The sequence below is a fragment of the Armatimonas sp. genome (assembly GCF_031410135.1).
Classification (GTDB): Bacteria; Armatimonadota; Armatimonadia; order Armatimonadales; family Armatimonadaceae; genus Armatimonas.
Genome location: NZ_JANNYP010000015.1, coordinates 1 through 13071, shown reverse-complemented (window position 1 = coordinate 13071; position 13071 = coordinate 1). Strand labels below are relative to the sequence as shown.

At 60.0% G+C, this 13071-nt stretch carries 15 protein-coding genes and 1 pseudogene; 11 read left to right on the top strand and 5 right to left on the bottom strand.

What is annotated here, in order from left to right:
* The 5 genes from RMO15_RS00600 to RMO15_RS00580 form a co-directional block, all read left to right on the top strand.
* Window positions 1-1001, top strand: a 1001-nt coding sequence (locus RMO15_RS00600) for a PQQ-binding-like beta-propeller repeat protein (protein ID WP_309706882.1), incomplete at its 5' end; no start/stop codon positions are given.
* A 26-nt stretch (window positions 1002-1027) separates the two neighbouring features.
* Window positions 1028-2209, top strand: coding sequence for a protein kinase (locus tag RMO15_RS00595; RefSeq protein WP_309706880.1), 1182 nt, complete (start codon window positions 1028-1030; stop codon window positions 2207-2209).
* A 37-nt stretch (window positions 2210-2246) separates the two neighbouring features.
* Window positions 2247-3476: a hypothetical protein gene (locus RMO15_RS00590; RefSeq protein WP_309706879.1), complete on the top strand. Its 1230-nt coding sequence runs from the start codon at window positions 2247-2249 to the stop codon at window positions 3474-3476.
* A 36-nt stretch (window positions 3477-3512) separates the two neighbouring features.
* Entirely contained in the window at window positions 3513-4475 is a 963-nt protein-coding gene (locus tag RMO15_RS00585) for a PQQ-binding-like beta-propeller repeat protein (RefSeq protein ID WP_309706877.1), read from the top strand.
* 49 nt (window positions 4476-4524) lie between these two features.
* Complete coding sequence (locus RMO15_RS00580; RefSeq protein ID WP_309706875.1) at window positions 4525-5133, top strand: alpha/beta fold hydrolase; 609 nt, start codon at window positions 4525-4527, stop codon at window positions 5131-5133.
* A gap of 63 nt (window positions 5134-5196) precedes the next feature.
* On the opposite strand, the gene RMO15_RS00575 is transcribed toward RMO15_RS00580, so the two are convergent.
* Genes RMO15_RS00575 through RMO15_RS00560 form a run of 4 tightly spaced genes read right to left on the bottom strand, consistent with a single transcriptional unit; the run spans window position 5197 to window position 7671 of the window.
* Window positions 5197-5811: a PepSY-associated TM helix domain-containing protein gene (locus tag RMO15_RS00575; protein WP_309706873.1), complete on the bottom strand. Its 615-nt coding sequence runs from the start codon at window positions 5809-5811 to the stop codon at window positions 5197-5199.
* Window positions 5789-6277, bottom strand: coding sequence for a DUF2271 domain-containing protein (locus tag RMO15_RS00570; protein WP_309706871.1), 489 nt, complete (start codon window positions 6275-6277; stop codon window positions 5789-5791). The genes RMO15_RS00575 and RMO15_RS00570 overlap by 23 nt, the downstream gene beginning before the upstream one ends.
* 1 nt (window position 6278) lies before the next feature.
* On the bottom strand, window positions 6279-7112 hold the full coding sequence (locus RMO15_RS00565; protein WP_309706884.1) for an FAD:protein FMN transferase: 834 nt from the start codon (window positions 7110-7112) through the stop codon (window positions 6279-6281).
* Complete coding sequence (locus RMO15_RS00560; RefSeq protein WP_309706869.1) at window positions 7096-7671, bottom strand: EF-hand domain-containing protein; 576 nt, start codon at window positions 7669-7671, stop codon at window positions 7096-7098. The genes RMO15_RS00565 and RMO15_RS00560 overlap by 17 nt, the downstream gene beginning before the upstream one ends.
* 129 nt (window positions 7672-7800) lie before the next feature.
* Between RMO15_RS00560 and RMO15_RS00555 the strand changes: the two genes are divergently transcribed.
* The 6 genes and pseudogenes from RMO15_RS00555 (at window position 7801) to RMO15_RS00535 (ending at window position 10796) form a co-directional block, all read left to right on the top strand.
* The gene (locus RMO15_RS00555; RefSeq protein ID WP_309706868.1) at window positions 7801-8298 is read left to right on the top strand and encodes an RNA polymerase sigma factor; all 498 of its coding nucleotides are present in this window, start codon (window positions 7801-7803) and stop codon (window positions 8296-8298) included.
* Window positions 8295-8396: pseudogene (locus RMO15_RS33110) on the top strand (hypothetical protein); the annotation flags it as partial. The gene RMO15_RS00555 and the pseudogene RMO15_RS33110, both read left to right, overlap by 4 nt.
* A gap of 114 nt (window positions 8397-8510) precedes the next feature.
* The gene (locus RMO15_RS00550; RefSeq protein ID WP_309706866.1) at window positions 8511-9494 is read left to right on the top strand and encodes a hypothetical protein; all 984 of its coding nucleotides are present in this window, start codon (window positions 8511-8513) and stop codon (window positions 9492-9494) included.
* 66 nt (window positions 9495-9560) lie between these two features.
* Window positions 9561-9824 (top strand): hypothetical protein, encoded by a 264-nt coding sequence (locus RMO15_RS00545; protein WP_309706864.1) that lies wholly within the window; start codon window positions 9561-9563, stop codon window positions 9822-9824.
* A gap of 50 nt (window positions 9825-9874) precedes the next feature.
* A complete protein-coding gene (gene grpE / locus RMO15_RS00540) occupies window positions 9875-10423 on the top strand; it encodes a nucleotide exchange factor GrpE (protein WP_309706862.1) in 549 nt (182 codons plus the stop codon).
* A gap of 10 nt (window positions 10424-10433) precedes the next feature.
* Entirely contained in the window at window positions 10434-10796 is a 363-nt protein-coding gene (locus tag RMO15_RS00535) for a hypothetical protein (protein WP_309706861.1), read from the top strand.
* Here the strand turns inward: RMO15_RS00535 and RMO15_RS00530 are convergent.
* Window positions 10789-12783, bottom strand: a complete 1995-nt coding sequence (locus RMO15_RS00530) for a S41 family peptidase (protein ID WP_309706860.1) — start codon at window positions 12781-12783, stop codon at window positions 10789-10791. The two genes, RMO15_RS00535 and RMO15_RS00530, sit on opposite strands and share 8 nt — an antisense overlap.
* Window positions 12784-13071: the final 288 nt, after the last annotated feature.

Here is a 13071-nt window from a genome sequence, read left to right as displayed (position 1 = left end):
CGGTGCCACCTGCTCGTCGCGAGCAAGTCCTCTACTGGAGCGCTCCCGTCGCCGCGTACGGCCTCGTCGCCTCGACCGCCGCCACCACCGAAGGGGATGCCCATATCTTCGCCTTTCAGAGCGATACGGGTGCTCCTCTCTGGGACCCGTATCCCATCGCGGACCCCGTCTACCCCGAGCGCGGCGGGGTGACGATCAACGAGGGCAAGCTCTACGCCGCCACGGTCGAGGGCCTGCTGGTCTGCATGGATGTGCTGCGTGGCACTCGTCTCTGGGAGCGCACTCTGGAGGGCAAGGTCTATGGAGCCGCCGTGCCCTCTACGCCCGGCTCACCGCTTCTCGTGCCCCTTGTCACCCCCGATGGGGGAGCTCTGGCCCAAGTGGCCGTCGAGCGTGGGGATGGGATCTGTATCACACCACTGGAGGGCCCAGTGATGACAGCCCCTGCGTTCATTAACGGGAAGATTCTGGTGCACGATGATAGTGGAACGCTCACGTGTATTGAGCTAGAGACGGGCACAGTGCTCTGGCGCTCCCATGGCCTTGGAAAGTTCCAGGCGGCCCCGGTTGCCTTTGACAACAGTGTCTACTCTGCCACGGAGTCCGGCAAGATCTTTGCGCACGAGCTCCAGACCGGCAAAGAGCTCTGGCAGGTGGAAGTCACCAACACGGCGCTCTCTGGCACACCGGCTTGTGATGGGAGCCTACTCTACGTGCCCGCTGAGGACGGTATCCACCTGGTCAGCGCGGCGATGGGGCGTGCCGTACGCCGCTACCCGACACGCCGCCCCGTGCGCTCGTCGCCCGTGGTGATGGGCGGCTCGCTGATCTTTGGTGTCACCGATGGCGATATCTACGGCGCAACACCGGGAAAGACCACAGAACGCATCTACGAGACGGGCACCGTCGGCTCCCAGATTATCGCCGCGCCTGCCCTCGCCGATGGTGCAATATTTCTCACCGCCACCAACGGTGTTCTCTATAGCTTGGCTCTAAGCTAGCCGTATAATAGAGCGATATTTTTCTTATGGCAGAGAACACCATTCTAAGCATGTTTGAGAGCCCCAGTACTGTGGAGACTCCGACTCCCGGCAGTACGGTCTGGCTGGCACGCGATCCCCTGATGCAGCGCCCGGTGCTGGTGAAGCGGCTCGCGTCCGTGACAAACCGTTCGCGGCTCACGGAGGCTCTGACACTGGAGCATCCCGCGATTGCCAAGACCCGGCGCTGGTTCCTGGATGAAAACCAGCTCTATGTGGTGCGTGATGTCGCGCGGGGCAAGAACCTGCGCCAGCGGCTCTCGGCACAAGGCGGGCGGCCCGACTTAGAGACCCTCAGGCGGCTCCTCTTACCCGTTTTAGATGCGCTGGAGTACGCCCACAGCCGGCAGCTTCCTCACGGTGGGATTTCCTACGAGAATATCTTAGTTGCCGATGATGGTGCAGTCATGCTCACCGACTTTGGGGCCACTGATCCTGCCGCTCCCCACCATCGCTCTATCTACAATGGGGCGCTGACCACGGAGAACGACATTCAGGCAACCGCCAAGCTGATCGCGGCGCTCCTGCCCACGACCGGCTCGTTTGCCAACCCCACTGTGCGCAGCCGCGTAGAAGGAATCACCCTGCGGTGCGAGACCCTCTCCGGACTGAGAGAAGTTCTCTCCGGGCTAGAGAAGCTAGCGACAGCCCCCTTGCCGCGCCAAAACGCAACCGCCGTCGCCACGATTGCCTCCCAGACACCAGGACAGCCAGGGCTTCCTCCGCCGCTCTTTGGGGAGCTTCCTAAGACTATTGCTCCCGCCCTCACGGAGCAAAACACCCCCGCTCCCACCAAGGGAATCGCCAAGCTGGTCTGTAGCCAGCCCGACCGTCCGCTGGTGCCTCAGGGTGGTGGTGGACTTATGGCAATTGAAGCCAAGAACGACGGCGACGCGACCCTTCTGATTCGGATGGTCGCCACCCAGCATGCCTGGCTCAATGTCCGCCCCACCACGCTGCCGCTGGTTCTGCCACCGGGCGCGTCGGTAAAGATCGGCTTTGTTGTCTCGGCAGCACGCCTCGCAGGCGGCGAGTACCGAAGCGCGGTCTATCTCTCGTCCAATGCCCCAGGCCCCAACGCTGAGGACCTGCGCACCGGCTGGTGGAAGCACACCTTCGAAGTGCGCGTCATGGTCGGCAGCGGTGGCGGTACATGGAAGGGCTACTAACAACTCATCCAACACCCCGCTTGAAAGGATATTTCTCATGCCTCTCCTTCTCCCCATCCCCGCTCGCATCGTCGCGGCGCCAACACACTTCCAGAGCTTCTCTGGCGACTACACGGGCAAACACGATGGTGGTAACGTCAAGGTAACCTTGAAACAAGATAGCAACGGTGGCGTCACTGGAACCTTCCACGACGGCTCCTCCACGGCTACCCTCTCAGGAACCGTCGCGCCTGACGGAAAGACACTCAGTGGTAAGTTCACCTACCAGGGCATCAACCTCCCCTTTGAGATTCGCCGCAAGGGAGCGGGGATTGAGTTTGTGATGAAGTTTGGTACGGAAGAAGAGATGATGAGCCTCAGCCGTACCGGAGGTATTCCAGATGCCCCACCACCGACTCCCAGTAAGCCTCGTGCAGCAGAGCCTCATACAACAAAGCCCACCCCGACGCCTCCTGCCGCGCAAGGCAGTGACTATACTCATCCAGCGGGTCTACGGATCGGGCTGCCCAAGGGCTGGAAAACTCAGCCCAGCGGCCCCCTGATGGCGCTTCTCCCTCCAGGCACTACCAAGCTAGATGGCGACGAGGTCTATCTCCTGCTTGTCGGGGAGGCCAATGGAATCTCAAGCAAGACCGACCCCCGCCTCGGGCAGTTCATGGAACAGGTGCTTAATAGCGGCCTCATCCTCGGCAAGGGAGTGACTTTCCAGCGTACGGGCCAAGATAGCAACGGCCTCACCTTTCAGGGCAGTAATGGAAGTGGCGCTACTCTCTACGTCCGCTGCCTCTTCTCGGAGCCCAAGGGACGGATTGCGGCAGTTCTTGCAGTCGGACTCAAGGCAAAGATCGCTCCCCGGGAGGCCGCCCTGCAAAATTCTCTCGCTACCGTGAGTGCGAGCGCTCCTGAGCGGGATAGCCGCCTCTTGGGAAACTGGAAGGGCACGACTGCCACAAAGTCCCGAGATGCGCGCGATGCTGTGGGACGTCAGCAAGCATCGAGCGTCACGGATAGCAGTACCACCTACCAGCTAGGCGGCGACGGGCGCTTTGTGGAGAGCCACTGGTCTCGCACCATAGCGATTGGCCAAGGTGTCTCGCTTGACTCTGGCGATACGGTCGAGCGCACGAATGGCCTCTGGGCAGCCAGCAACGGCAAGATCGCTTTCTGCGAAGCCAATGGCCTCTACCTGCTTGGTTCCTACCAGCTCCAAGGGGGAAGTGTCGTGATTCAGATTGGGGATCGTGTCATCACACTGAGCCATGGCTAAGAAGGATTCTCTGCTGGCTTGGCGAACCTAGTAGGCATGGAAAACATCACCCGTCGGTATCTATTAGCGGCACTGTTTGCCGCGACTGTCGCGCCCGCCTTCGCTCAGAAGCCTGTCACCCACAAGCTCATTGCCCAAGACAAGGGCCGCGTGGTTGTCCTAAACGCGAAGGGCGAGGTCGAGTGGGAAGTGGAGTGCCGCTTTAACTCGCATGATCTCTCAGTGCTCCCCAATGGCAACTTCTTGATTCACCTCGGTCCCGCTAAGATCGTCGAGATGACAAAGGATAAGCAAGTGGTCTGGCAGTGGGAGAGCAAGCCGGTGGCTCCCTACACCGGACGGATCGAGATCCATGGCTACCAGCGCCTTAAAAACGGCCTGACCATGATCGCAGAGACGGGCAACAAGCGCATTATCGAAGTAGACAAAGACGGCAAGATCGTCAAAGAAGTGCCGCTGACCGTGGAAGCGCCCGATTCCCACCGCGATACCCGCCGCGTCCGCAAGCTGGACAGTGGCAACTACTTAGTCGCCCACGAGGGCATGGGCCTTGTCCGGGAGTACAACGACACGGGCAAGATCGTCTGGGAGTACAAGCTCGATCTCAACAACCAGCCCGCCACGGGCGGCCACGACGGCCACGGGGTCTCGGTCTTCAATGCGCTGCGCCTCAAGAACGGCAACACGATGATTGGGGGCGGCAATAACAACCGGGTCTTTGAGGTGAACAAAGAAGGCAAAGTGGTCTGGAGCATCGAGCGCGACGAGCTCAAGCGCCCCGATGGCCGCCCGATCCGCCTCTGCTGGGTCACCGCAGTTCAGGTGCTCCCCAACGGCAACGTTGCCTTTGGCAACACCCACTCCGGCCCGGAGAATCCGCAGATCATCGAGGTCACCCGCGACAAGAAAGTCGTCTGGATGCTCGATGACTGGAAGACCTTCGGCAACGACCTGTGCGCCTCGTGGTTTTTGGATGTCAAGGGCAAAGTGATCCGGTAGCCCTCCTCCGGGGATCCCTCCGTCCGTTATCGGGCGGAGGGGAAATTTTATGAAACCACTGGTTCTCCTACCGGGCATGAATGGGAAGCCTCGGCTCTATGACTGGATTCGGCCTGCGTTTCCAGAGATCATCACGCCGGAGTGGATCGCGCCGCTTGCGGAGGAGTCTCTGGTGGGCTATGCGCGGCGTGTGGCAGAGACGCTACGCCCACTGGGGCCGCTGGTGCTGGGCGGAACGTCGTTTGGGGGCATGGTGGCCCATGAAGTGGCGGGGGTGCTGGGGCTGGAGTTCTGCGTGCTGATCTCGACGGTGCGCGATCCAAGTGAGCTGCCCCAGCGCACCGAAGTTCCACGCGCTCGCAATGACTTCGAGGCGTGGGCGATCTCGGCGATTCGGGGCTGGGAGCTCAGTAGCGAGGCGGCGCGGGTGCAGACGTTTCAGCTCCACGGCGACCGGGATCAGACGTTTCCGATTGAGCTAGTCCGGCCCGATGTCGTGATTGAGGGCGGCGGGCATGTGCTGCCTGCCACCCACCCCGAGGCCGTGATCGCGTTTTTACAGCGCTTTGGAACCCATCCCCCCGCCCCCCTTCCCTCTACGAAGGAAGGGGGAGAGGGAAAGGGGCTGGAAAATCCTCCCAAACCCTCCCTGCCCTGAGGGAGGGTGGCGTAGTGAGGGACGAACGAAGTCGGGTGGGTTCGAGGTTGGTTCAAGAGAAACTTAGCCCAGAGTCAGGCGGGCGAAGACGATAAGTAAGACGGCTCCCGCGACCACGACCAGCAGGCCGGCGGTGCGGATGCGCTTGAGGTAGAACAAGAGCCCTAAACCCGTGAGCGAGATAAGCGTCAGGAGGATTGCGGAGATGTCAATCAGCCACGACCAGCTTTTATTGGTATGGCGGCCCTTGTGCAGGTCGTTCAGCGCGGCCAGCGAGCCCTCCTCGGCAACAGTAAGCTTCAGCTCGCCCGTGGGCCTTGTGATAAACGCATCGGCGGAGTAGCCGGGGCCTTTGAAAGCGACCGTGCACTCCCGCTCGTCTATCCGAAACTCCTCGACGGCTCCGCGCACGCCAAACTCGCTACGGAGCTTCTCGACGATCTCTAGCTTTTTGGGCTCCGCTCCACTTAGCCACTCTGCCGGGATCTGGCCCGTTTTCTCGCTCTGGCGCAAGCTCCCCACGATCCAGTCCGCGTGGTTGAGCGTCAGGCCCGTGACACTAAAAAACAGCACCATGAGCAGGCTCAGGAGCGAGAGATAGGTATGGAGCCAGCGAATCCCGGAGTGGACACGAAGCCGGAGCGGACGTGGCGTTTTATCTCTTCTTTCGGAGCTCAATATCCGCGCTCTTTATCTCGATATTGCCGCCCAAGTCGGCTTTTAACGGCTTATTGGTAAGCGGAAAGTTCTTTCGAATGAGCTGGTAGGTGCCGTGCTCACGAGCGGCCTCTATACAGATAAAGTACTCGCCCTGAGCCACCGGCTTTTTCTTATCATCTTTGCCGTCCCAGGCCACACTGTACTTACCCGGCTGGCGGGTGGGGCTCGACGAAGTTGCCGCCAGATCGCCGCCGTCTACTAACTTGCGCATGTTCTCGCCACGCACCCAGGCACGCAGATCACGTAGCCAGCGCATCCCGCGCCCACCCTGCTGGAACCAGAGCTCCAGCGTGCGCACCGGGCTGCCCTCTTTATCCTCAATCCAGACTGCTACGTACGGACGACGATACCCCCCTTGACCAGGGTTGTTGATCTCGAAGTTAATCAGCAGCTCCAGGCTACTGTCCCATGGTTTCTTTTGCATTCTATTTTTCCCAATCTGCCCAGCGAGGGCTACGCACGATCTCTCCCGCTACCGTCACGAGCAGACACGCAACGCCCTCTTCGTTCTCCGCCAGAGCAAGACTCTCCTCTTTTGTGAGCACACAAAACGCCGTCGCCAGCACATCGGCGACGCGAGCACTTGGCGCAATCACCGAGGCACTGACAACATGCGTCACGGGCTGCCCCGTGCGGGGGTCGTGCAGGTGCAGGCCACGCCGAGCGCTCCCGCTGGTCGCCAGCGCTTGGTTACACAGCCACACCCGAGAGAGGGGCGGGCTATTTTCGGCTTCCCCCGCGACCGTGGCTTCAACAGAGCGCTCGCCCCGGACGCAGAGATCGCCGCCAATATTGACGATCACCTCGAAGAGACTCTCGGAGCAGGCCAGCACCGTAGCGCAGACCCGATCCACGATCTCGCCTTTGGCAATGGCATTGAGAGTAAAAGAAAGCTCGCTAAGGCGCGTGAACCTGCCGTCACTCTCGTGCTGCCAGAGCGGCGCAAGCCCTGCCGTGACGCCGGGATGGAACGCGCCGTCGGTTTTCTCTGTCCAGCGCTCACAGGCAAACAGCAGCTCGGAAAGCTCGGGGGAAAGCGTGGCGGTTCCCTGCCAGCGGCGCAGCTCACTATCAGGATTGTAGCTGCTGAAGAGCTTCTCCAGGCGCTGAATCTCGGCGAGGGCCACTTGCTCCGCCTGCCTTGCTACCGCCTGCGACGAGGCACGAAAACGGAGGGCCAGCGACGTTCCCAGGATCTGTTCGTGGTGAAAGCTCCAAGAACGAGCGCTGACCCGCTTTAGCTTAGCGAGGAGGTCCACCAAGACCGCCGGGGCCTCCTGGCCCCCCCATGCTAGAGGCGAACTTGGTTAGCTCGTCGCGGGTCAGCTTGCCGTCCTTGTTGGTATCGGCACGGCCCATGATCCCCTGCATGCGCTCGGGAAGCTCCTCTTTGCTCAGCTTGCCATCTTTATTCTTGTCGTTGGCCATGAGCATATTGACCATCTGCGACGGGTCGGGAGGGCCACCCATCATTCCGCCGGGGCCACCACGCGCACCACCAGGGCCGCCAAAGCCCCCAGGAGGCATCGGGGGGCGTAGCTCGTCCTCGGTCAGCTTGCCGTCTTTGTTCTTATCCAGCGTCTTTAGCGCCGCTGCCGCCCCCGCGATCTCCGCTGCGGAAAGCTCACCGTTGCCGTCTTTATCGAGCGCCTTCATCACCGGGTTCATGCGCATCATGCCGCCACCACGCCCGCCGCCAAAGCCACCACCGCCACGCTCACCACCCTGGCCACCCCCGCGGCCACCAAAGCCTCCTTGAGCAAATGCCACTGCGCCACAGAGCGCGAGTGCCGTTATCGCTAAAAACTGTCGTTTCATTGTTATCAACCTCTCCTGGCTCCAGTTTGCCATACAATCATGAAGAAAAAATGATTCGCGAAAATCCCAACCTTTTGCACTTCTCACTGCTAATCTTTAGTGAGACAGCCTATGTTTCCGCAACGCACCATGAAATCTCACGAGAAGCCCACGGAGTTTGAGCGACGGTTCGCACCGCTTCGCGCAAAACTTGTCGGTTATCTCAGTCGCCGCACTCCCGACACGGCGGAGGCGGAGGATGTCGCACAAGAGACCCTTCTGGCGGCCTACCACCAGCAAGATGCGTTTCGCAACGACGCGGCTCCTCTGCCCTATCTGCTCGGGATCGCACGGCGACGGCTGAGAGACCGCCAGCGCTCCCGTCACCAGACGGAGCAACTGAAAGACGACGCCCAGAACCTACCCGATGCCACGCCTCAGCTCATTGACTCGCTCACGCTCAAAAGCGCCCTCGCAAAGCTTTCCGAAGCCGAGCGGCGCGTGTTGGAGCTCACGGCAATCGAGGGGCGCACCTACAAAGAGGCGGCGGCGATTCTGAGGGAGCCTGTGGGGACGCTCAAGTGGCGTGTCCATTCGGCGGTGAAGACGTTGCGCACTATCCTCTCGGAGGAGACGAAAACAAAATGAACTCTCACGAGCGCCTACAATCTGATTTGCTCGACCTGGTACACCACGAGCTCTCGCCCTGGCGGGCTCTCCAAGTACGGCTCCACCTAGCCCACTGTGCCCCGTGTCGAAAGGAAAAAAAACGCCTGGAGACGCTCTGGATATCCCTGCGAGCTCTCCACGCTCCCTCAAGCATTCCGACCCGAACTCGCCTGAAACTCAAAGGAAAACCCATGCAAGCCCGAATGATTCTCGTCACTGCCACCGCCGCTTTCTGCGCCGTTGGTGGCACACTTTTCACCCGCTCTCGCCCACACAGCACCTACCACGAGTACCCAGAAGCCTGGCAGTTCTTTCCTGAAGGACTTTCATCGATCATCATCAATGGCAAGGCACGAGGTAAGATCGTCGTTGTTCCCTCCGGCCAGACGATAGATCAAGTTCAGGAAAGGAACACCTTATTTCTAGATGGTGATGGCAGCACAAACACTGTCAAAGTCACCATTCCAACAACGACACAATGGACTTCAGTGGCTCCCTTCACCTTGAAGACCGGACAAAAACGGGAACTACGCAACGCAAAAGGCGGCCTTATTGCAACGATCTACTTGCTCCGCTTCACTCCTGCGGAGGAACGGAAGCTACAGGAAGACCAGCGCTACCGTAAGCAAAAAGAAGAAGTTCTTCAGCGGATGGTAGAGCTCTACCAAAACTCATCCACGATCTCGATGGACTCGTCACAGAATAGCTTTCTCGGCGGACTCCAGATGCCTGGTCTCGTCGTCTGGACCGAGCAAAGAACCGTTATGCGAGATCCAGATGACAAGGTAAAGGATCTTGAGTCGCAGGGATTCGCCTGGAAAATGCTGGGCCATGCACGGGTGACCATGACCCTTAACACCGACCCACGCCATCCCAACTATATCCGAGGCTTTGTTTCCAAAAACCAGCCTCTTGAGAACGGCCAATGGGCTCAGGCTCAGGAGCTAATGCCTCTGATTCCAGCACGTACCACCACTCCCAAGATCTATTGGTTCCAAGCGACACCTGGCGGTGAGCGCACTCCCAGCGACCACCAGATAGGGAAATATCTTCTGGATTCACACGGTGCCTGGAAAACGGTACGACGCTCTGGGGAGTTCACGGGCTACGGCAAGCACGTCGTCAACGGCCCCGATGGCAAGCCCCAGCTTATCTTAGAGGTCTCGCCACTGTAGGTATTCAAGAATAAACCGGGCGCTCACACACCGCACCGAAAACCCGCTTTGCAGCGTCTCTTGTGTATGGGCGATTTAAAAGATCCTCGGCTGATGTATCTCAAGGCCGGGCTGTTTTTACTGGCGGGGTGCGGGTCGGTAGCGGGCATCCTGGTGGAGTTTCCGTCAGTGCGGCTGGCGGCCCTTCTGGCGATTGCACTGTGGTCGTTTTGCCGCCTCTACTACTTCGCATTTTACGTGATCGAGCACTACATTGACCCCGGCTATAGGTTCGCAGGGCTTGGCTCGTTTTTGCTCTATCTCCTACGGCGAAAAAATACGGTAAACTAGGGGCTGTGTTTTCCCGTTTTAAACGAGGCAAAAATTCTGACGGAGACGCCATGACAGACGATAGCGCCACCCCGACTTCCGGGGAAGAGTTTGATGCCGATAGCGCCACGGCAACGTTGACCCAAGATGTTCCCACTCTGCAAGCTCAGGTGGAAAGCCTGACAGGGGAGCTGGAAGCCGCCCGGACCGATTTTTTGCGTGCCCGTGCCGATTTCCAAAACCTGAAGCGCCGCACGGAAGAAGAGCGTGAGGGGCTTAAAGCCTACCTCATCGAAGAAACCATCACCAAGCTCCTGCCCATCCTAGATAACTTCGAGCGTGCCCTGATCGCCGCCTCCCAGACCAAGGACTACGAAAAACTAGTGATGGGAGTCAACGCGGTCTACAAGCAGTTTGGTGAGGCAATGGTCAGCGAAGGCGTCCAGGTGATCTCAGGCGGCCCCGGCACCCCTTTCGACCCAAACTTGCACGATGCGATTCTCAGCACCGAAGAGAGTGATCAGCCCGAAAATACGATTGTTGAGGAGCTACAGCGTGGCTACATGCTAGGCAATAAAGTGCTCCGCCCTACCCTTGTCAAAGTCGCCACAGGCGGCTAGGAGAAAGTCTATGAAATTCGGAAACTTAGCAGCGATGCTCGTCTTACCTGCCCTTATTCTCACTGTGGGCTGCAAGAAACCCACTCCTGTGGGCAAGTGGTCAGGGAACTACAACAATATTCCGGCCACCTTTGAGTTCAAGGACGGCGGCCAGATGACGGTCTCCGCAACAGCACCAGTCGTCGGTCAGGTGACCTTGAGCGGTACCTGGGCCGTGGAGGGCGATAAGCTCAGCACCAACCTGACCACGGGAAATCCTCCCGCGATCTTAACCATGATCCCCGCTGATAAGCGAAAAGCTTCGGAGACCTTTAAGCTTGAGGGAGAGAGCCTCACCATTGGGCAAGGTCAGCCCATGACACGCGTTAAATAATAACCTTTAGCGCGGCTTCTAGCACTTCGTCGCGGCCTGCCTGGAGACCTCTCCGGGTGGGCCGCACGAGCTTTTGGGGCACGATTCCTACGCCTGCCACTTTACGACCATCGGGAAAGCGCACATCCTGACCGGAGAACCGTGCGACGATGCCATCGGAGAGGGCCAGGTTGGTGACATCCCCGACAGCTCCTGCCGTGGGCGAGCCGATGAGAAGTGCCCCACAGGCAATGAGAAACAGCGCCGTGTGCTCCGACTGGCTCTGCGTGCGCTCGTCCACGAGCACGATGAGCTTCCCCGTGTAAGGCCTGCGTCGTCCACGCGCCGGAAGATGCTGGTAGAAAACCTCTTCCATCCCCCTTCCCGAAAGTGCATCCCCCTCGGGCGATAACGCCACGGGCCGGATAAACTTCGCGGCCACGGCTTGGTCCACCCGCGACAGATGCGGAGCTAGCTCCCAGGCCACGCCATCGTCCACGTAGCCACGCAGGTCGAAGATCAGCGCGGGAGTGTTGCCAAAGCGTGCAAAGAGTGGCTCGATATCTGCCCCTTTCAGCCGGTCGAGATCCGCGTAGACTGCGCCGCCTGCCAGTACCCGAACCAGATCGCCCCCCCGCTCGTTGTTCTCGGTTTGCAGGCGGGGAACGGCGGCGGTCTTGCCCCCTTCCAGGGTGAGTCGCGCCATGCTGCCTTCGTCGCCCGCCAGCAGCCGGTTACTCAGGTAGTTCTCCCGCGCCTGCGGGGTTCCCGCCGCCAGATAGGGATCAAGCTGTGCCCGACGGGCTGCAATCGGCGTACCATCCACCGCTGTGATCACGTCCCCCACTCTCGCTCCGCCTGCTTCTGCCGCCGGGTGACGGAGCGCGACGATGGTGGTTTTCCCTTCAATCGTCCGGAGCCGCACCGCAGCGGCGGCGGTTCCAAAGAGCAAGCCATCTAAGGGGGTTAATGTCACGGCGTGGCCATCGCCCGTGCGTCGTAGGAGCTTGCGCACGGCTTTATGAAACGCCAGAGCGGTTGTGGCAGCACGCACTTCGCTAAGAAATCCTGGTAGGGCGCGCTCCAGCTCCGGGCGGAGTTTCTCACGCTCGGGGTGGAGAAGCCAGAGAGTCCCCCAGAGCCGAAGCGCTGCGTGGAGCCGTGTTTGTGGCGGGGGAGGAAGTTTATAGGAGGCTAGCTCAGGCGCACGCAGGGCCTGTGCAACTGGCTTTTGCATCCACTCTTGCGCCGCATTCCGTGCCACGACAGTATCTGAGCAGCGGACAGGAATTGGCTGTGCAGTCAGGCCCGTGCGAACACGCACACGGGTTCGGGCGTCCAGAGTGAGAGTCACGGTTAGCGGGATTTCGGGAAGCTCTCCCTCCCCCACAAAAAAGAGAGCGCCGTATCCTAGCTGAACCAATGCCAGGGCAAACGGGGGAAGTGGGGTGTAACGCGTGACCAGAAACGCGGTGGGCGGCCAGCGACGGAGGTTTCGTTGGGCATCGCGCTCTAGCCAGCCCGTGCGAAACCCACCGGTCGCACTCTCCGCCTCCGGAACTTTCCCATAGTGAACCCGCTGCCAGAGCGTAGGCTCCGCAATTGCCTCCGTCAGAGTGACAAAGCGCTCCGTGGCAACACGCCCCACAGGTTGCGTCGCCGTGAGATCCAGAATCGCTCCACGAGCACGCGAGGCATCGCTCAGAAATATTGCTAGTAGCTGCTCCCCCTGCGGCTCTCGCAAAAACTCCACATCGGGGAGGGTCAGCAGGGGCAAGCCCTCGCCCGTTGTGCCACTGTAGCCCGGAATGATCTCGGCACGGCGACTCTTCTCCACCAGCACTCGGCTCTCCGAGTCCCCCAGAGCCGCCAGCCACTCACCTAGTTTCTCTGGCGTGGGCTGTGTGAGCAATTCGGGGAGGAGCTTTTCGGTCGCCTCAAACCAGCGCTCCGTCGCACCGGGATAGAAATAGACAATTGTCGTGTAAAGTTTCGCCAGCGCAAGCATAGCTCCAGTATAGCTTGCGACTCACTGCATCACACGATTTAGCCGTAACCACGAGGGTCTCGGCTTAAGAGTGCGACGGGCACCTTCGTGCCCAGTAGATACTTCTGGCTGCGAAGGCAGCCGTAGCCCTCTTAAGCCGGAAGACTCGTTCTTCGGGCACGAGATCACTGCATAACACGGAAGATGGTGTGCCAGCGGTCGCTCTCCGTGTTGAGTTCCAGGTAGTAGAGTGCGCCGCGTGTCAGGCTCTTTTTGGGAATAATCTGCCAGTGATTTGTCCCGGCGATC